This window comes from Mucilaginibacter flavus (assembly GCF_030409315.1).
GTDB lineage: Bacteria > Bacteroidota > Bacteroidia > Sphingobacteriales > Sphingobacteriaceae > Mucilaginibacter > Mucilaginibacter flavus.
The window spans coordinates 120,087-139,713 of the sequence record NZ_JAUFPS010000020.1; the positions used below are offsets into that span (position 1 = coordinate 120,087).

The 19,627-nt window shown below is 43.3% G+C and carries 21 protein-coding genes; 11 read left to right on the top strand and 10 right to left on the bottom strand.

What is annotated here, in order from left to right:
• Nucleotides 1-4: 4 nt before the first annotated feature.
• The 7 genes from QWZ17_RS07225 to QWZ17_RS07255 all read left to right on the top strand — a co-directional run bounded on the left by QWZ17_RS07225 (nt 5) and on the right by QWZ17_RS07255 (nt 6,698).
• The gene (locus QWZ17_RS07225) at nt 5-1,300 is read left to right on the top strand and encodes a M20/M25/M40 family metallo-hydrolase (RefSeq protein WP_290304417.1); all 1,296 of its coding nucleotides are present in this window, start codon (nt 5-7) and stop codon (nt 1,298-1,300) included.
• 136 nt (nt 1,301-1,436) lie between these two features.
• Nucleotides 1,437-1,958, top strand: coding sequence for an ATP-binding protein (locus tag QWZ17_RS07230; RefSeq protein ID WP_290304418.1), 522 nt, complete (start codon nt 1,437-1,439; stop codon nt 1,956-1,958).
• 235 nt (nt 1,959-2,193) lie between these two features.
• Nucleotides 2,194-2,754: an RNA polymerase sigma factor gene (locus QWZ17_RS07235; RefSeq protein WP_290304419.1), complete on the top strand. Its 561-nt coding sequence runs from the start codon at nt 2,194-2,196 to the stop codon at nt 2,752-2,754.
• Nucleotides 2,751-3,320 (top strand): hypothetical protein, encoded by a 570-nt coding sequence (locus tag QWZ17_RS07240; protein ID WP_290304420.1) that lies wholly within the window; start codon nt 2,751-2,753, stop codon nt 3,318-3,320. The genes QWZ17_RS07235 and QWZ17_RS07240 overlap by 4 nt, the downstream gene beginning before the upstream one ends.
• On the top strand, nt 3,301-4,746 hold the full coding sequence (locus QWZ17_RS07245; protein ID WP_290304421.1) for a hypothetical protein: 1,446 nt from the start codon (nt 3,301-3,303) through the stop codon (nt 4,744-4,746). Before QWZ17_RS07240 ends, QWZ17_RS07245 begins: the two co-directional genes overlap by 20 nt.
• Nucleotides 4,747-4,832: 86 nt before the next feature.
• Nucleotides 4,833-5,597, top strand: coding sequence for a TerC family protein (locus QWZ17_RS07250; RefSeq protein ID WP_290304422.1), 765 nt, complete (start codon nt 4,833-4,835; stop codon nt 5,595-5,597).
• A gap of 99 nt (nt 5,598-5,696) precedes the next feature.
• Complete coding sequence (locus QWZ17_RS07255) at nt 5,697-6,698, top strand: nucleoside hydrolase (RefSeq protein ID WP_290304423.1); 1,002 nt, start codon at nt 5,697-5,699, stop codon at nt 6,696-6,698.
• Nucleotides 6,699-6,854: 156 nt separating this feature from the next.
• Here QWZ17_RS07255 and QWZ17_RS07260 read toward each other — a convergent pair whose 3' ends face one another.
• The 4 genes from QWZ17_RS07260 to QWZ17_RS07275 all read right to left on the bottom strand — a co-directional run bounded on the left by QWZ17_RS07260 (nt 6,855) and on the right by QWZ17_RS07275 (nt 10,204).
• Entirely contained in the window at nt 6,855-7,421 is a 567-nt protein-coding gene (locus tag QWZ17_RS07260; protein ID WP_290304424.1) for a shikimate kinase, read from the bottom strand.
• An 88-nt stretch (nt 7,422-7,509) separates the two neighbouring features.
• Nucleotides 7,510-8,568, bottom strand: coding sequence for an ABC transporter permease (locus QWZ17_RS07265; RefSeq protein ID WP_290304425.1), 1,059 nt, complete (start codon nt 8,566-8,568; stop codon nt 7,510-7,512).
• Between the two features lie 3 nt (nt 8,569-8,571).
• Nucleotides 8,572-9,723, bottom strand: a complete 1,152-nt coding sequence (locus tag QWZ17_RS07270) for a BT_3928 family protein (RefSeq protein WP_290304426.1) — start codon at nt 9,721-9,723, stop codon at nt 8,572-8,574.
• Nucleotide 9,724: 1 nt separating this feature from the next.
• Nucleotides 9,725-10,204, bottom strand: coding sequence for a DUF1599 domain-containing protein (locus QWZ17_RS07275; RefSeq protein ID WP_290304427.1), 480 nt, complete (start codon nt 10,202-10,204; stop codon nt 9,725-9,727).
• 236 nt (nt 10,205-10,440) lie between these two features.
• Here QWZ17_RS07275 and folP point away from each other — a divergent pair, with 236 nt between their 5' ends.
• Both folP and QWZ17_RS07285 read left to right on the top strand, forming a co-directional pair.
• The gene (folP, locus tag QWZ17_RS07280; RefSeq protein WP_290304428.1) at nt 10,441-11,292 is read left to right on the top strand and encodes a dihydropteroate synthase; all 852 of its coding nucleotides are present in this window, start codon (nt 10,441-10,443) and stop codon (nt 11,290-11,292) included.
• A 1-nt stretch (nt 11,293) separates the two neighbouring features.
• A complete protein-coding gene (locus tag QWZ17_RS07285; RefSeq protein ID WP_290304429.1) occupies nt 11,294-11,788 on the top strand; it encodes a GNAT family N-acetyltransferase in 495 nt (164 codons plus the stop codon).
• On the opposite strand, the gene QWZ17_RS07290 is transcribed toward QWZ17_RS07285, so the two are convergent.
• The 5 genes from QWZ17_RS07290 to recJ form a co-directional block, all read right to left on the bottom strand.
• On the bottom strand, nt 11,765-11,980 hold the full coding sequence (locus QWZ17_RS07290; RefSeq protein WP_290304430.1) for a hypothetical protein: 216 nt from the start codon (nt 11,978-11,980) through the stop codon (nt 11,765-11,767). The genes QWZ17_RS07285 and QWZ17_RS07290 overlap by 24 nt on opposite strands.
• A gap of 39 nt (nt 11,981-12,019) precedes the next feature.
• Entirely contained in the window at nt 12,020-12,547 is a 528-nt protein-coding gene (locus QWZ17_RS07295) for a hypothetical protein (RefSeq protein WP_290304431.1), read from the bottom strand.
• 67 nt (nt 12,548-12,614) lie between these two features.
• Nucleotides 12,615-14,135, bottom strand: coding sequence for a GH3 auxin-responsive promoter family protein (locus QWZ17_RS07300; protein WP_290304432.1), 1,521 nt, complete (start codon nt 14,133-14,135; stop codon nt 12,615-12,617).
• A 6-nt stretch (nt 14,136-14,141) separates the two neighbouring features.
• On the bottom strand, nt 14,142-14,882 hold the full coding sequence (lptB, locus tag QWZ17_RS07305; RefSeq protein ID WP_290304433.1) for an LPS export ABC transporter ATP-binding protein: 741 nt from the start codon (nt 14,880-14,882) through the stop codon (nt 14,142-14,144).
• Between the two features lie 111 nt (nt 14,883-14,993).
• Nucleotides 14,994-16,703, bottom strand: a complete 1,710-nt coding sequence (gene recJ / locus QWZ17_RS07310; RefSeq protein ID WP_290304434.1) for a single-stranded-DNA-specific exonuclease RecJ — start codon at nt 16,701-16,703, stop codon at nt 14,994-14,996.
• A gap of 86 nt (nt 16,704-16,789) precedes the next feature.
• Between recJ and QWZ17_RS07315 the strand changes: the two genes are divergently transcribed.
• The gene (locus QWZ17_RS07315) at nt 16,790-17,566 is read left to right on the top strand and encodes an MBL fold metallo-hydrolase (protein ID WP_290304435.1); all 777 of its coding nucleotides are present in this window, start codon (nt 16,790-16,792) and stop codon (nt 17,564-17,566) included.
• Here QWZ17_RS07315 and QWZ17_RS07320 read toward each other — a convergent pair.
• Nucleotides 17,563-17,982, bottom strand: a complete 420-nt coding sequence (locus QWZ17_RS07320; RefSeq protein WP_290304437.1) for a response regulator — start codon at nt 17,980-17,982, stop codon at nt 17,563-17,565. The genes QWZ17_RS07315 and QWZ17_RS07320 overlap by 4 nt on opposite strands.
• Before the next feature lie 516 nt (nt 17,983-18,498).
• Between QWZ17_RS07320 and QWZ17_RS07325 the strand changes: the two genes are divergently transcribed.
• Nucleotides 18,499-19,509, top strand: a complete 1,011-nt coding sequence (locus QWZ17_RS07325) for an LLM class flavin-dependent oxidoreductase (protein WP_290304438.1) — start codon at nt 18,499-18,501, stop codon at nt 19,507-19,509.
• The last annotated feature ends 118 nt before the right edge of the window (nt 19,510-19,627 follow it).

Sequence of the window (19,627 nt, forward strand, 5' to 3'; positions counted from 1 at the left end):
CAATATGAAGAAAATATTATTAGCCGCGGCTTTAATGGCCGCCAGCACCTGCAGCTTTGCCCAGGATGTAAACAAACTGATAGATCAAACGGATGTTGACCGCATTATCAAAACCTTATCGGCCGATGATATGCAGGGCCGCGCCACCTTTACCCCTGGTATTGAAAAGGCGGCTAAGTTTATTGAAGGCGAATACAAGCAAGCCGGTTTGGTGCCATTAACGGGCAATAAAGATTTCAGGCAAAACTTCAGCATGCTGCGCAGCACACCGGTATCGCTATCTGTAAGTATTAACGGAAAAGTTTTCCCTGCCGATAGTGTTTTTGCTTCGGGCAAAGCTTCATTTTCATGGAAAACCGACGCCGATGTGCAGGTTATACAGGTAACTGCCGATAAAAATTTAAGGCAGGAATATGGCGCGGCCATGCGCAGCGGTAAAAAAGCTTTATTAATTATCGATCCTAAATTTAAAGACTTTTTTAAACGTCTGCATGATTATGCAGGCAGAGGTGCGGTTTCTTTTAAAGGCAAAGATCAGCAGCCGCTTGTTTTTGTAATGGGCAAAGTTGATAATGTAGGCTCTTTTGAAGTAAACTACGTAGCAAAAACTGAAGAACTGCCACTGTTTAACGTTGCCGGCATGATCCCCGGTAAAACCAAGCCAGAGGAGTTTGTAATTTTTGGCGGTCACTACGATCACCTCGGTATTTTAAAACCTATGGAAGGCGATAGCATAGCCAATGGCGCCGATGACGATGCATCTGGCACTACCGCTGTTATCTCGTTAGCCAAGTATTACAAAAAATTAAATAACAACGCCCGCACGTTAATCTTCGTAGCTTTTTGTGCTGAAGAAATTGGCGAATTTGGCTCGCAGTATTTTGCAACACAGGTTCAGCCAGATAAGGTTGTTGCTATGTTTAATATTGAAATGATTGGCAAGGCGTCTAAATTCGGCACAAACTCGGCATTTATAACCGGTTTTGAACGTTCGGACTTTGGGGCAATCCTGCAAAAAAACTTAGAAGGTACCACCTTTAAATTTTATCCGGACCCATATCCAGACCAGGACCTTTTTTACCGCAGCGATAATGCATCATTAGCTAAAGTTGGCGTACCGGCCCATACCATTTCAACCGACCAGATTGATATTGATAAGTTATACCATACGGTAAAAGATGAGTACAGCTCATTAGATGTAAGCAATATTACCTCAACCATAAGGGCTATAGCACTAAGCTCGCGCACTATAGTTGCGGGCACCGATACACCAACACGGGTAGCTAAATTGGAAAGATAGTTTTTATCCTGCTTGTCATTGCGAGGAACGAAGCAATCTCGTCGCTTGCTTATTAGCTCTGTAGGGCGACGAGATTGCCACGCTGCGCTCGCAATGACATAGTTGACGTTAAAAACTACCTGTATTAAACATCAATATGCCCCACATCCCCAAAATAGCAATAGTAGGCCCCGAATCGACAGGTAAATCAACCATGAGCGATTACCTTGCGGCGCATTACAATACCATCGCCGTGCCCGAGTATGCGCGTGAATATTGCGCGAAACTTACGGAACCATGTACCTGGCAGGATGAGATCAATATGTTTTACGGTCAGCTGGCTTTAGAGGAAGAATTGCTACCCAGGGCCAATAAGCTCTTGATTTGCGATACCACTTTTATCACCGTAAAAATATGGAGCGATGAAATGTTCGGCGAAGCCCCGAAGGAAGTTTTAGACGAACTCCCCAAACACCCTTACGATTTATACCTGCTCCTCAACATCGATCTGCCCTGGCAGGACGATCCTTTACGCAACTTCCCCACCATGCGCAAACATTTTATGGATGTTTGGCATAAAGAACTACAAGCCCTAAACGCCAACTATATAGTAATATCCGGCACCGGTGCTGACAGGTATCAAAGCGCGGTTAAAGCGATAGACGATTTCCTTATTTGATGTGTATTCAGATGTGCAGATTTCAAATGTGCAGGTGTGCAGATGAAAAAATGCCCTGAGGCTATGACCACCCAATTAATGATGAATCAAAAAGTTATCTGCACATCTGAAATCTGCATATCTGCACATCTATTCTCCCATCTGCACATCTATAATCTGCACATCTGAAATTATTTTTCCTCCTCGTGCAACGTTGCAAAATAACCTGCGTCTATTAACCTGAAGCTTAACGCAATTGGAAGCAATATTTATAGATAAACATTACAGCCTGGTGGCCGAGTGCAAACAAGGAAGCAAAAAAGCTTCTTATGAGTTGTACCGCCTGTATTCGAAAGCGATGTTGAACGTCGCCTTTAGGATAGTGGGTAATATTGACGAGGCAGAGGATGTTTTGCAGGAAGCGTTCCTTGATGCTTTTAATAAGCTGAAGGATTTTAGGCAGGAGACTACTTTTGGCCTGTGGCTTAAACAAATTGTGGTTAACCGCAGCATCAACATGTTGCGCAAACGCAAGCTGGAACTTATAGAAATAGAAGGCGATCACCTGGAAAATATTCCGGATGAGGAGCCTGCCGACGACGACGATGTACAGTACCAGGTAGCATTGGTAAAAGAAGCTATGAAACAATTGCCGGATGGTTACCGGGTTGTATTATCGCTTTACCTGCTGGAAGGGTACGATCACGAAGAGATAGGACAGATTTTAAATATATCAGAAAACACATCAAGAACCCAGTTTTTGAGAGCTAAAAGAAAACTAATGGAAATTTTAAGCAGAAAGGGAAAAGTGTCATGAGCAAGCGATTTGAAGATTTCATGAAAAACAATCACGACGATTTTGACGAGATCGAACCATCGGCAGATTTGTGGGGCAAAATAGAAGCGCGTTTAACGCAGCTGGAGGAAGAGCCAAAAAAGCGCGAGGCAAAAACCTTCTCGCTGGCCTTCGTGCTCAAAGTGGCCGCGTCGGTAGTCATTGTAATGGGTATAGGTTTCGGCTTGTATATCCAAAGCCAAAAAGGCGCAAAAAGCGTTAATCTGGCTGCCATTAACCCCGAATATGCCAAACAACAGGTTCACTATGCTTCAATGGTTGAAACGCAACTAAACGAGCTTAAAACCGCCTCAAAAGGCGACCCGCAATTGTACAAGGAGTTTACTTCTGAAATTGCCAAAATGGATTCTACCTATAAAAAACTCAATAAAGATTTAGCTACCAGCCCTAACCAGGAGGATGTTTTACGTGCGATGATCCGGAACTTGCAAATACAAACAGATGTGCTAAGTCAGCAATTAAATATCATTGAGCAGTTTAACGAAACCAAGAACAACAACAAGAAAGATGAAATCAAAAATATTTAACCCGTTCCTGCTTGCATTAACGGTTTTATTAACCCTTGGCCTGGCAGGCTCCGCGCAGCAAAAAAAACCAGCTAAACCGGTTAAGCCAGCTGCACCGGTAGTTGCCGACGCTGACAGTGACGACGACGAGGGAGACTACGCCGCCACCGGTACCAAAGAGTACCAGGAAAAAATGAATGAGCTAAAAGCCAAAATGCACGATTTGCAGGCCAAAATGAACAGCCTTAACAAACAGCATTTTAATAAAGCCATGAAAGGCCAGATGAAAACGCTTGGCAAAACCTTTAAGCATTTTGATAACAACTTTAGCTATAACTTTGATAGCCTGAAAACCTTTAGCTACAGGTTTAATGATAGCATGGTGAATTTTGCCTTTAAACTTGATAAGCTGGCACCCATGATAGCTTATGGTTTTAAGGATTTTGATAACAGCTTTAACTTTAGCTATGATACCGATAATGGCGATGGCGATAGCAATGCAAAGAGCCAGGATGTAGTTGAAAAAACAAAAACCTACAGTAAAACATACAGCGTTGATGCCAACGATGTGATCAATATTGATAACAAATTCGGCAAAATTACGGTAAATACCTGGGCTAAAAACGAGGTAAAGGTTGATGTAGCGATAAAAGTAGGCACCAACAATGGCGATAAAGCGCAGAAGATGCTGGACAACGTAGTTATTCGCGATAGCAAGGATGGTAACGGGGTTTATTTTAAAACCGAGATCAGTTCTGGTGATAATAACGGCTCATGGTCAAACATATTTGGTGGTGGCAGCAGCAATTCAACCCGTAACATCGAGATCAATTATACCGTGTATATGCCGGCCAAAAACCCGCTTACCATCAGCAATAAATATGGCGCTACAGATTTGCCCGATCTTGGTGGTAAACTCATCATCACCAATTCATTTGGCAGCCTGGCAGCTAAGGTATTAAGCAACCCCGGCAACCAGATCAAAGTTAAATATGGCAATGCTAACATTGGTTCGCTTAACGGCAGCGATCTGGATGTGGCTTTTGGCAGCCTTGATCTTGGCGATTGCGACAAGCTGAACGCTAAACTTAGCTATAGTTCGGCCAAAATTGGCAAAATCAAAACATCGGGTAACATCAATGTGAAATTTGGCGGGGGCGTAAGTATTGCTGAACTGGACAGGAACATGAAAAACCTGGCGGTAAACTCATCATACTCAAGCATAAAATTAGGCATGGCCGATGAACCTAACGCCGACTTTGATGTAACGGTTAAGTACGGCAGCTTTAACTACGGTGATCATCCTGTAAATATTACCAACAAAACGCCCGGTGATAATGAGCGCGGTTATAACCCAACCAAAACCTACAAAGGCCATATTGGTAAAACCGGTGCCGATAAAATCATCACCATCAATTCCAGCTTTGGCAGTGTAAAATTCGATTAACTCCACATATATTAACCCTTTTATGCAAACCCTTGCCCCAAAACGGCAGGGGTTTTGTTATTTTTGGATAAATACCTCCCTGCACTATGAACTTAGAAATATTTGCCCAGGCCGAATCATGGATCTCCCTGTTAACGCTAACCGTGTTAGAGATAGTTTTGGGTATCGATAACATCGTATTTATATCTATACTATCTGATAAATTGCCTGTAAAGCAACAGGCCAAAGGCAGGCGCATAGGTCTGGGGGCGGGCATGATCACCCGCATTTTGCTGCTGCTATCCATTAGCTGGGTAATGACCTTAACTACACCATTATTTAACCTTGCACCTGTTTTTCATATAACCGATGCCGATTGGGTTGAGAAATTAGCGATATCCGGCCGCGACCTGATCCTGATTATAGGCGGCTTGTTCCTCATCTATAAAAGCACTGCCGAAATTCATCATAAAATTGAAGGCGATGAAGACGGCAACGAAAACGTTAAACCACAGGGATTTATAGCCACCATTATACAGATCATGCTGCTGGATATTGTATTTTCTTTAGATTCGGTCATCACTGCCGTAGGCATGGCCAGCCATGTGGAAATCATGATTCTGGCGGTAATTGTTGCTGTTGGTATTATGATGTGGGCATCAAACAGTGTAGCCGGTTTTGTAAACAAGCACCCTACGGTAAAAATGCTGGCCTTATCCTTTCTGTTGCTGATTGGCGTATCCTTACTGGCCGAAGCATTTGAGCAGCACATCCCTAAAGGCTACATCTACTTTGCCATGGCATTTTCGGTATTGGTAGAGTTACTGAATCTGAAAATGAAAGCGGGGAAGAAGAAAAGAGTCAAGAATTAAGAATTAAGAATCAAGAATCAAGAAAGGAAGTAGGGGGCTTTACCTTAATTATTGCTAATATGTTCCATTTGTAAATTATCGGCACAAAAAATTATAACCATGAGATATAAGCTGATTTTGTTATTGTTTGCAATGCTTTTCGGAAACATTGCTTTTGCCCAAAAGCAGGAGTTAAAAAACATCATACTTGATACCGATATAGGTCCCGACTATGACGATGTAGGCGCGATGGCTATTTTACACGCCCTTGCAGATAATGGCGAATGCAAAATTCTGGCAACTATCGCCAGTAACAAACACCGTTTTGCCGCGCCTACACTAAGCGTGTTGAATACTTATTTTAAAAGGCCTGGTGTTCCCGTAGGAGTGGTAAGGGGCGAGGCCGTTAATTTACCTTCCTGGCAAAAATGGGATTCGCTGATTGTGGCCCGTTACCCGCACAAAATTAAAAGTAACGATGAGGCCCAGGATGCTACAACACTTTACAGAAAGATACTGGCAGCACAGCCAGATCAAAGCGTAACTATTGTGACTATTGGTTTTATGACCAATATGGCTAATCTGCTTCAGTCGAAACCAGATAATATATCGGCATTAGATGGTAAAGCGTTAATCAAAAAGAAAGTAAAGCTTTTAGTAAGCATGGCCGGCTGTTTTAACAACGAAATGGGAACGTTTAAAGAGTTTAACGTTAAAATGGATTCTGTGTCTTCAAAAATAGCGTTCAATAACTGGCCGTCGCCAATAGTTCTTAGTGGTTTCGAGATCGGCGCGAAAATTCATACCGGTTTACCAATAGCAACAGACCAATTCATAACAAGTTCGCCGGTTAAAGATGTGTTCCAAAAAAGTATGCCACTTGATCCTAACGACGCGAAGGGCAGGATGAGTTGGGATGAAACCGCGGTACTGGTTGCCGTGCGGGGCTTTGAAAAGTATTTTGATGTTATAAAAGGCAAAATGATATGCAACGCCGATGGCAGCAACCTTTGGGATAAAAATGGGACCAAAGATTACTACTTAGTTCAAAAAATGCCTATCTCCGAAATAGAAGAAGTTTTGAATAAGCTGATTATGCATCAACCCAGGGCAGGGAAATAATTTGATGCTTTGCTGGTGCAAGAATTTCTGGAACAAGGAATAAGAACTTTAATATTGCTTGAGTTATTCCAGTAACCTCAAATAATGAACGCAAAAAAGGACGACGTATAGATAAACTATCTCGTCCTTTTTTAATCCTTTAAATTTATGGCTGTATTAATTCCCGCCATTTATCGCTTCTTCCAGTTTCTCAACCGATAGATCAATGCCATCTATATGGTGGTGCGCCTGTAGGTAAAAACCTTCCCGCTCGGCCAGTTTACCGGTGATAAATTCTATCAATTCTTCGCCTTTTTTACCTTGCAGTACGGGGCGAATGGTTTTGCTGTTCTCCAATCTATCGGCCAATGTTTTTGGGGATAGTTTGATGTAAAGCGTTTTGCCATTACCGTTCATCCATTCCATATGGTCAAAAAAGCAAGGCAAGCCGCCACCGGTGGATACCACCACGTTTTCGGGATATTCGGTTTGCTTCAGCACGTCCGATTCCAGTTTGCGGAAGGCATCCTCGCCAAAACTCGAAAAATATTCGGCTATGGTCATGCCCATCTGGGCTTCTAAAGCGTGGTCCAGGTCAATAAAATCATAACCTAATTTGGCCGCCAGTTTACGACTCCAGGTAGTTTTACCACACCCCATAAACCCGACTAAAAAGTACTTCATAACATTTTTATTAAGCAAAAAGCTAAAGGCCGAAAGCCTAAAGCTTTTATTTATTTTCATCTTTTATCCCGAATCCTTGCTCTTTACTCCTTTGTCCCCAAGTCCAACAGTCCGCAAATCCCCAAGTCCTTACTCCTTTGTCCCAAAATCAACTCAACTTCACCCTCGGATCTATCCAAACATAAATAATATCAACCAGAATACTAATCACCACAAAAATAAAGGCGATGAAAAGTATAGAGCCCATCACCACGGGGAAGTCCGACATTTCGAGGGCATCAACGGTGGCTTTACCCAGGCCGTTGTAACCAAAAATATATTCCACAAAAAATGATCCGGCAAGCAGCGAGGCAAACCAGTTGGCGATGGCGGTAATTACGGGATTCAAGGCGTTTTTAAGCGCGTGGCGATAGATGATGGTACGGTTACTTAAGCCTTTGGCTTTGGCGGTGCGAATGTAATCCTGCCCCAGCACATCCAACATGGCATTACGGGTAAGCTGTACAATGATAGCCAGCGGACGCAAGCCCAGCGTAATCATAGGCAAAATGAGATTTTTGATATCAATAACCTCGCCCTTAAAAGGATCGTAGCTGTACAAACTGCCAGACATGTTTAGTCCGGTGTATTTGCTCAGCTCAAAACCGAAGATCCAGGCGATAATAATCCCCGCGAAAAACGACGGTGCCGAAATACCTAAGGTAGAAAAACCGATAGCTAACTTATCAATCCAGGTATCTTTATTTACAGCGCTTACCACCCCTAAAAACACACCGATTACAATGGCAAAGATCATAGCCGTTGTAGCCAACACCAAAGTATTAGGAATTACCTCTAACAGCAAACTGGCCACATCTTTACGGGTTTGGTACGAACGGCGCAGATATGGCCATTTTATGGCGATAACCTTATTATCGCTAACAGCAAACAGCTTTGCGTAATGATACCGCTGTTGTTCTTCGGCAGTATTAAGGTGGATGCCGATAGGCGAAAGATCATTGAGATAATACGCAAACTGGGTAGTTACAGGTTTATCCAGCCCAAATTCTTTGCGTACGGCTTGTAGGGATTGTACATCGGCGCGCTGCCCTTGCGTCATCCGCGCGGGATCGACCGGCAAAATATTAAACAGAAAAAAAACCACCAGCACCACGCCCAGCATCACTGCCACACCGTAAAATAGCTTGCGGATGAGGTAGCTGATCATGGCTTATTGCTGCTGAAAATATTTTTTAACCAAATCATCATATTTTGGCACCGAGTGATAGTGCCATTTATTAACAATAACGCCGTTCTTTAGCAGGATGAGTCCAGGGCTTGAGCGGATCATGGTTTTAAGCGGTACACCATCGGCATAAAAAATTTCGCTTACCAGCTTATGGGCTTTTGCAAAAGCCTGCGCGCTTGGTGCTGCGTTTGAGGTTAGCAAAATGGTACGGATGTTAAAATTCTGCGTGGCGTTTATGGCCAGGGCGTTAAGTCGGTTGATGGCCTCCTCGTTGGTTTTATCCAAATCATAAGCTACAATAATTAGGCTGTAGTACGGGCTTGAAAGTAACTCTTTGGTATAATCGTTCCGCTGGGCATCCTGGATAGCCAGATCGCGAATTTTAGGTTCAAAACCTTTTTTGATGAGTTTATTTTCCGGCTCACCAACAACGTCCCAGTTGGCATCTTTCCATATCCCGGTACTGAGGTAAGCTTTATCGTTCATTACTTTGGTAGCCCCTGTCTTTTTGTTTTTGAGGTGATAGGTTAGTTCAAAAACGTCCTGTGGGGCACCCGGTGGCGTTTTCATTTCTTCGGCTATATTGGCTCCTATCTTGTACGGCAAAAAGTCAATAAAAGGCATAAAGTTATAGGTGAACAACCCAAACCCTACTGAAAATATAGCGGCACCCACAAGCCATTTATCTCCTGTTTTAGCGCTGAACAATGGTTTGATGGCTTTGCGGTTTACAAACAACACGGCCACCAAAACCAGTAATACCATATCCTTGCTAAAAGACTGCCATGGCGTAAGCGGAATGGCGTCGCCAAAACAACCACAGGTTTGCACCACTTTAAAAAAGGCCGAGTAAAAGGTTAAAAAGCCAAAAAAGATGATGAGCAGCAACAGGCCCCAGGCAACTTTTACAGCACGTACGCCAATAAGGAGGGCAAAACCCAGCAGCATTTCCAACGCGCAAAGTAAAATGGCCGATGTAAGCGCCAGGTTGTTTAAAAAGGTGATATGAAAAACCTCAAAGTACTCTTCCAGTTTATAAGAAAAGCCGAGGGGATCATTCGCCTTGATAAGGCCCGAAAATATAAACAACAAGCCTACCGCTATCCTACAAAACCAAATAAGGCCGTTTTTCATATTAGTATCCTAATTTTATAAGCGCGAATACCGCGTAGTTAAGCATATCCTGGTAATTGGCTTTTACGCCTTCGGATGCCTCGGTAAGGCCCTGGTTATCTTCAATTTGTTTTACGCGCAACAGCTTCATGAGTATCAGGTCTGTTAATGAACTTACCCGCATATCGCGCCAGGCTTCGCCGTAATCGTGGTTTTTGGCAAACATGAGTTCTTTAGTTTCCAGCACCCTTTCGTCGAACATTTTCTCCACATGCGTGGCCGAAAGTTCGGTCGGGGTGTCTGCGGCGCAATCCAACTGCATCATGGCTATCACGCAGTAATTAACAATGCCAACATATTCGCCGGTAACATCATCACCAACTTTTGATACTTTTTTTTCTTCGAGCGTGCGGATGCGCTGCGCTTTGATAAAAATCTGATCGGTGATGGATTGCGGACGAAGGATGCGCCATGCGGTGCCATAGTCACGGGTCTTTTTCATGAAAAGGCCCTTGCAATTATTAATTACGTGATCGTATTCTGCTGATGTATTAGACAAAGGTTGAAATGTTTGAATGTTGAAATGTTTGAATGTTGGAAGGTTTTAATGTTGTAAAGTTGGAATGTTGTAATCTGGTAACGAACTAACTTTGCAACATTAAAACCTTTCAACATTACAACCATCGTTACAAAGTTAAGTAACTTTACAACATTAAACCCTTCCAACATTACAACTACATGGGTAAAGATAACGTTTTTAATAAAAAAGTTACCCTTAACGCGGGTGGTAAATTGATAGATCTGTCGGCTCCAAAGGTGATGGGCATAATCAATATTACGCCCGATTCGTTTTATGCCGGTAACCGTAAGCCGGGTGTTGAAGAAGCCCTGCAACTGGCTCAAAAGATGCTGCAGGATGGGGCCACGTTTTTAGACCTTGGCGCTTACTCATCCCGCCCCGGTGCTACTGATATTAGTGTACAGGAAGAAACAGATCGCCTTTTGCCTGTGGTTGAGGCTATTGCGGCTACATTCCCGGATGCTGTTTTATCTATCGATACTTTTCGCCACCAGGTTGCCGAGGCCGCCATCAAGGCAGGAGCGCATATCATCAATGATATCTCTGGCGGTACATTAGATGCTGACATGTTTGCCACCGTTGCCCGTTTACAGGTGCCTTATATATTGATGCACATGAAAGGCACCCCGCAAAATATGACACAGATGGCACAATACGACGATGTGTTTAACGAGGTGCTCGATTTTTTTGGCTCGGCATGGCACCAGTTAAAACAACTGGGCGTACATGATGTGATCATTGATCCCGGTTTCGGTTTTGCCAAAAATCAGCAACAGAATTATACTTTGATGCGACGCCTGCAGGAGTTTGAAATACTGGGCTTGCCGCTGCTTACCGGCATATCCCGCAAAAGGATGATTTACGGATTATTAGGCGGAAACGCCGCAGATGCCCTGAATGGTACTACTGTTTTAAATACGATTGCACTAAATAAGGGAGCCAATATTTTAAGGGTGCACGACGTAAAGGAGGCTGTGGAAGCGGTAAAAATATGGGAGGCCTGCCAATAACATGAAAACACTGATTGCAAGCGCTAACGATATTGACGAGATTACCCGTGTTGAGATAGATAGTAAACGGCAATCGTGCCCACACCTGATGCAGGCTCATGATATTAGCTTTGATACGCGCGCCTATCGTTGGGAAACCTGGTTTGCCGGTCAGTCGCCGGTTAGCGCGAAGGTAGAGCGAATAATGTTTAAGGCTGTTGATAGCGATAATAAGATCATCGGTTACCTCGCCATTCAGCTTACCACACGTTTTGATATAGATGCCGAGCTGCAGTCATTTTACATTTTAAAGCAATACCAGCGCAAGGGAGTTGGTTTAAAATTACTAAAACGGGCTATAGAGTGGATGGGCCACTTCAATGCCCATAGCCTTTGTGCGGGTATTATGCCCGATAACCCGTATCAGCGTTTTTATGTTAAACACGGAGCCCGGCATTTAAATGAACATTGGATAGTTTGGGATGATGTGACATTAAAGCCCCTGATTGGTGCCTGATGTTTTACGTGTTACAGCCACAATCAACATTACATATATGGTGATAAATATGGCGATGCCCGCAGCAGAAGCCGCTATACGCAGGTTGTTATGCGTTTCAATCCCCCTAAAGAGGCCTTTAACGCCCAAATACATCATCAATAAAAATACCGGTGTTTGTGAACCTAATATAGCTCTCTTATTTTTTATCATGATAAAGGATTTATACTGCAATATAGAAAATAAACCATTTCAATCATCAGAAAACTTATTTGGATCGGTCGACAGTTTAAAATAAGTACGGTTATTAATGTTAATCTTAAAATACTTCGCCTTTTTTTTCACCTTCCAAATAAGTACCGGGTCAAGCCTCTTTGGATTTTTCTCTAAAACTGTTTTGGTTGAATCACTATTTAAAACAAAAATATATTCATCGGTGCCCATTGCACCAGTTTCGATTCCCCTGGCTGTACGTTCAACTTTAGATTTTACAATAAAGCTCAATTGATTCTTATTTAAAAAATATCTGCCTTTTATCGATATTATATTCCGGGTATCGTCTTCACCGTTGTAGTGGTAAACAAAAGTGCCATCCTTGAAAAACTGGAAATACTCCAGCAAATTATCTCCTACTGTAGCAGTACCAAATTGCCATATGCCCGCAATATCTGTTTTAGAAATTCTCGGAGAACTTAACATAGACCGAGTCGTCACCTGGGCGCTTGCTGTATTGATAATTAGCTGAATACCAATAAAAGCAGATAGAAATAATTTTTTCATATCGAAATTAAAAACCGCGACTGGGTTTTTCCTCTTGATTCTTGACTCTAACCTCTTGACTCTTTCCCTACCCCACCAACTCCATCACCTTCAAAATACTATCCACATATTCCCGGTCGTTTGCCAAACGGGGTACTTTATGCTGACCGCCCAATTTGCCTTTTTCTTTCATCCAATTGAAAAACGTGCCCTCCGGTGCGCGGCGTACTATGGGACGGCGCAAGGCCATATCTTTAAAACGTTTGGCATCATAGTCGGAATTAATGCGGCGAAGGGTTTCATCCAGCAAATCGACAAAACGCTCAAATTCGGCGGGTTTCCTTTCAAATTCAATGATCCACTCATGGGCACCGCATTCGTTGTTGCTAAAATAAACCGGGGCGGCAGTATATTCCCTGATCACAGCACCGGTTTGGTGGCAGGCTTCGGCCAGGGCCTGTTCGGCATTGTCAATAATTAACTCTTCGCCAAAAGCATTAATAAAATGTTTTGTACGCCCGGTAACCCTGATGCGGTAGGGAGATAGCGACGAAAATTTAATGGTGTCGCCAATCATATATCGCCATAAGCCGGCATTGGTGCTAATGATGAGCGCGTAGTTTTTATCCAGTTCAACCTCATCTAAAGTAAGCGTCTGCGGATTTTCCTGGTGCAGGTTCTCCAACGGTAAAAATTCGTAAAAAATGCCATAATCCAGCATCAGCAACATGTCGCCGGGATCTTTGGTATCCTGAATACCAAAGAAGCCTTCAGATGCGTTGTAGTTTTCCAGGTAATACATTTCGTCGCTCGGGATCAGCGTTTTAAACTGATCGCGATATGGGCCAAAATTAACCGCGCCATGAAAATACATTTCCAGATTGGGCCAAACCTCCAGCATGTTGTTTTTGCCGGTAATTTCAAGGATGCGTTTAAACAATACCAGGTTCCAGGTGGGTACGCCGCCAATACTGGTTACGTTTACATCCTTGGTAGCCATAGCTATCTTTTCTATTTTTTCTTCAAAATTATCCAGCAGGGCAATGTCCAGTTGAGGAGTGCGGTGAAACTCGGCCCAAAAAGGGAGATTTTTCATGATCACGGCCGATAAATCGCCAAACGACGCATCGTTATTAAACTGGCTTACCTGGTGACTGCCGCCCAGTGTAAGCACCTTGCCCGTAAACATACGGGCATTGGGCTGATTGTTAAAATAGATGGTTAATACATCCTTACCGCCCTTAAAATGGCACTCTTCCAAAGCTTCCTCGCTTACCGGGATAAATTTGCTCCTGTCGTTGGTGGTACCCGATGATTTGGCAAACCAACGGATCTCTGAAGGCCAGAGCACATTCTTTTCCCCCTTGAGCATGCGCTCGATGTAGGGCTTCAGTGTATCGTAATTTTGAATTGGCACCCGTTCTTTAAACTGGGTAAGGTTATCAATACTTTTATACTGGTACTTACGGCCCCATTCGGTACTTTCGGCCATTGATATCAGCTGTTCAAACCACTCTTCCTGTACTTCATTGGGGTATTTCATAAAAAGCTCAATCTGGTGGATGCGCTTTTTCATAAACCAGGTAAATACAGAATTAAAAATAGTCATAGCAGCTTATTGAGGAAATACTTTACGTTTCAATACAAAGTTTGCACCCAGGTACACCTTACGCACCATTTCATTTTCAGCCAATACTTCGGGCACGCCTGATTCCAGTATTTTACCTTCAAACAACAGGTAAGCCCTATCGGTAATGGACAGCGTTTCCTGTACGTTGTGGTCGGTAATCAGGATACCAATGTTACGGGTGCGCAATTTAGCCACCATGGCCTGGATTTCCTCTACCGCGATGGGGTCAACACCCGCAAAAGGTTCGTCCAGCAAAATAAAGTTAGGTTCGGCAGCAAGGGCCCGGGCAATCTCGGTACGTCGGCGTTCACCACCCGATAGCAAATCGCCCCGGTTTCTGCGTACTTTGTGCAAGCTAAACTCATCTATCAGTTCCTCTAACTTATCCTTCTGCCATTCTTTCGACATTTTGCCCATTTCCAATACCGCCTTGATATTATCCTCTACAGAAAGCTTACGAAAAACCGAAGCCTCTTGCGCCAGGTAACCGATGCCTTTTTGCGCGCGGCGGTACATGGCATCCTGGGTAATATCCTCATCATCTAAAAAAATAGTGCCTTCGTTTGGTTTTATCAGGCCCACAATCATGTAAAACGATGTGGTTTTGCCGGCGCCGTTTGGTCCCAATAAACCTACAATTTCGCCCTGCGCCACGTTAAACGTTACATCGTTAACAACGGTGCGCTGCTTGTATTTTTTTACTAAATTTTCTGCTCGTAGTATCATGTTGTGAATTCAAAAGTCAAAATTCAAAAGTCAAAAACCAGTGGCTTAAACTTTTTATTTGACTCAATATGATATTGTTCGCCAGTCAAGAAATTTTTGACTTTTGAATTTTTAATTTTGACTTAAAACCCTAATCCCCTTTATATTCAACTGTATAGTCCGTTTTTCGCGCCATAGGTTTTCTTCAATACTGTAGCAAATATCAAATGGTACACCAGGCTTTAATTGCGGCAGATATTCGCCATGGTTAAAGGCTATACAATCAAACGCCGGCGATCCCTCCTGCATTACGGCCATTTTTATATGCGTGGCACCAACCAGTGCCGCGTTACCGCTAACATACACATTTTTACTTATGAAAACCGGGGCCATATTTTCGGGGCCGAAAGGGGCAAATTGATTCAATATCCTGAAAAATTTGGGTTCTATCTGGCTTAAACGTAATTCGGCGTCAATTTGTATCTGCTGTATTAATTGTTGTGGGGTTATGGTAGCGCTCACCACTTCTTCAAACCTGTCTTTAAAAGCTTCCACGTTTTCGGGATGCATAGTTAACCCAGCGGCATACTTATGCCCGCCAAACTGGATGAGCAGGTCTTTACACTCGCAAAGGGCCTCGTAAAGGTCGTACCCCAATACAGATCGTGCCGAACCTGCTACGTGTCCGTTTGATTTGGTGAGCACTACGGTGGGGCGGTAATACTTTTCGGTAAGGCGCGAGGCTACTATACCTATTACCCCTTTATGCCAGTACTCGTTGTAAACCACGGTAGATTTTTTGCCTATCAGCACTTCGTCGTTATCAATCATGCCCAGGGCCTCATCGGTAATGCTCAGGTCGTGTTCCTTACGCTCACTATTGCGACTGTTAATCATGAGGCCTTTAGCTTTGGCAACGTTATCATCGCAGGCCAGCAGCAATTCAACCGCGTGTTTGGCATCATCAATACGCCCGGCTGCGTTAATACGCGGACCGATCAGAAATACCACATCCGATATGGTATACGGTCCCTTTCGGCCTGCCACTTCCATCAAAGTTTTTACGCCAATGCAGGGATCTGTGTTGATTTTTTGTAAACCATAATGTGCCAATACCCGGTTTTCGCCGGTAATGTGCACGATATCGCAGGCTATGCTGATGCAAACCAAGTCGAGATATTGGGCTACAGCCTCAAACTGGATACTGTTTTTTTCGGCATAGGCCTGGATCAGCTTAAAACCAATACCGGCGCCCGATAATTCTTTATAAGGGTATTGGCAATCCGCACGCTTAGGATCAAGTATGGCAACGGCTGCAGGTAACTCCGCGCCCGGTAAGTGGTGATCGCAAATAATAAAATCGATGCCTAAATTATTGGCATAGTCAATTTTATCAACAGATTTAATACCGCAATCCAGTGCTATGATGAGCGAAAAGCCATGCTCAGCGGCGTAGTCAATTCCCTGGGTTGAAATGCCGTAACCCTCTTTATACCTATCGGGAATATAGTACTCCATCTTTTTGTACTGCTTGCTAAAAAAGCTGTACACGGTAGCTACCGCCGTGGTGCCATCCACGTCATAATCGCCATAGATCATTATTTTTTCGCCCGATGCGATGGCGGTTTCAATGCGGATAATGGCTTCTTCCATATCCTGCATTAAAAAGGGATCGTGCAGGTGTCTTTGATCGGGGCGGAAGAAGTATTTGGCTTCATCAAAGGTACTTATACCCCTGTGCACCAGCAGGCTACTCAGAACAGTATCGATATTGAGTTCGGCGGATAATTTATTGACTAATCCCTCATCGGCATTTTCCCTTACCGCCCAACGTTTATTCATATCTTTGTAGCTTTATTAAACAGTAAATATAATTACTGGTAGTTTTAAAAGGCAAAATTACATTCAAAATCTGACACATCGAAACTATGGAAATTTTCGCGCTGGGAGAGGGCTCATATTCAGTTGATTCAACCAAAAAATTTATTCCGTTTAACCCTGAAACTGATAATTTCAGGGAGCGCCCGGGTTCATTGTTCATCCACGTAAACCCTTTCCTGATTAAAACCGACCATGATCTTATTGTGTTAGATACCGGTCTTGGTTTTAAAGATACCCGCGATGAACTCATCATCCATCAAAATATCCGTAACGCTGGGTTCGATCCTGATGACGTTACCTTGGTATTGATGTCGCACCTGCATTATGACCATTCGGGCGGCCTGGTGGTTGAACGTAACGGCAAATTGGAGCCCAGTTTTCCGCAGGCCAGGCACGTGATTCAGAAAGGCGAATGGGAATTTGGTATTACCGGTAAATCATCATCGTACCATAAAGAGATTTTTGAGGCGCTGCAAAATACCATTGACATTACTTTTGTTGAAGGCCGCGGCGAATTGATTCCCGGTATTCGTTATGAACTATCGGGCGGGCATTGCCCTAATCACCAGGTTTTTTGGATTGATATTGAAGGTACCAAAGCATTATTCGGGGGCGACGAACTGCCCGAACCCGAGCAACTGATCAGGAAGTTTATTGCCAAATACGATATGGACGGACGCAAAGCCATGCAGCTGCGCCAGGAATATGGGAAATTAGCATCAGAAGAAGGTTGGACCTGTTTGTTTTATCACTCCAAATCATTTGCTATTGGCACTGTAAGCAGCGATGACGGAGGCGAACACTTTACCGTGTCGCCCGCTTAAACCATTGGTTGAACTTCAAAAAGCTCTTTTATTTTTTCTACGTTGAGTGGTTTGCTGATAAAATCCTTTACCAGCGGGTATGAACGCGCTTTGTTGATATCGTTGCTAAAAACAGACGATGAAATGATAAAGATTTTGCTTTTACCAAGCGGATCGAGGTTTAAACGTTTGTATTCGTCTAAAAACTCCCATCCGTTCATAATAGGCATATTGATATCCAGTAAAATATAATCCGGCAGTTTTTCCGGGTCTTTACGCTGAATCTCTGATAACTGCTCAATAGCAAATTTGCCGTTTAAACAGGCCATGATCTCGGTGTTTAATAAAGCCTTCTTTATTAATTTAATGGAGATAAAATTATTGATCTCATCATCATCAACCAATAATACGCTAACGGATTTGGTGTTAATTGTCATAATTCGCTTAAATCGATATGCTTTATACGCAAGCTAATTCAAAAGGTTATACTCCTTTAAGTTGTATTTTAAAGAAAAGGTTTTACCTACAGTTAATTGTTACAAAAGATTTTTTGCACTGTTTATTCACCGAAAAAAGTATTCTCTGCAGCGCGATTTTTCAAATATAGGTGCGTTTTATCAGAGACGAATAAAAATGACCTGTTGTTACAGCGAATGAATAAAATGACAATATTGTTGAATGTGCAGATTCCAGATGTGCAGATTTTTTGTCTGAACCGGCGAGAAGATGTGCAGGTGTGCAGATTATAGATGTGCAGATGTTTTTATCTGAACCGGGCTTTATCTTATTAAAGGATTATATCAGGATTTCTACCTTACGATTGTCAACATGGATCATCTGCATATTTGCACATTTGAAATCTGCACATCTGAAATAGTAATCGCAAAGCCATAAAACTTGAAGCACCCTATTCGCGGTAACCCGATGCTTATTTTTGCGCTGATATATTTACTATGAGTACAAAAAAGATTCGATTGAGCGTGCTTGACCAGTCGCCGATAAGGAAAGGGGCTACTGCCGAGCTTGCCGTTCAGGAAACCATTCAGCTGGCGAAGCTGGCCGATGAGTTGGGCTACACCCGCTACTGGGTAGCAGAGCATCATAACACCGGTATTTTAGCCGGCTCCACTCCCGAAGTACTGATTGCCCACCTCGCAGGGCAAACTAAGCATATGCGCATAGGATCAGGTGGTATCATGATGCCTAATCACAGTACCTTAAAGGTTGCCGAAAACTTTAGGATGCTGGAAGCTTTGTTTCCGGGCCGTATTGATTTGGGTATGGGACGAGCGCCGGGTACCGACCGAATTACAGCGTCCGTGCTCAACCCATCAAACCAGTTTAAAGAGCAGGACTTTATAGAACAATTGACAGATCTGAACAATTATCTTCATGATACCTACGAGCCGGGTACTATAGGTGCCAAAATAAGGGCCATTCCTCAAATTAAAGCTGTACCGGCCCAATGGTTGCTAAGCTCAAGCGGACAAAGCGGCTTGTTCGCGGCGCACTTTGGAACGGGATTCTCCTTCGCTCATTTTATTAACCCAAACGGAGGTCCCGAAAATGTAAAGCTTTACCGCGAACGCTTCCAGCCATCTGATGACCTGGCCAAGCCCCAGGTTAACGTAGCCATATTTGTTTTTTGCTCCAACGATGAAGAAAAAATAAAACAGCACCAAGCCGTAATGGATCACCGCTTTTTACAATTTGAAAAAGGCGGCCCTATTGTACCACTAAGTTACGCCGACGTTAAAGACGCGGTTTACACACCTCACGAGCAGGAACGCATCCGCCATAACCGCTATCGGGTTATTACCGGCACTCCAACGGAAATTAAGCTAAAACTTAACTGGCTGGCCGATGATTACGATATTGACGAAATTATGGCCGTAACCATTTGTGAAGATTTTGAGGATAGGTTGGAATCATATAGGTTACTGGCGAGGATGTTTGACTTGTAGGGAAGATAAAAACAAAAGCGTAGGCCTCGCGCGATTCCCCTCTTGAGAGCAGGGTTGTTGCATTCTAAATATAATAATGTAACTTGATGCAAAAAAAAGCGGATGGAGAAGAGTCTAT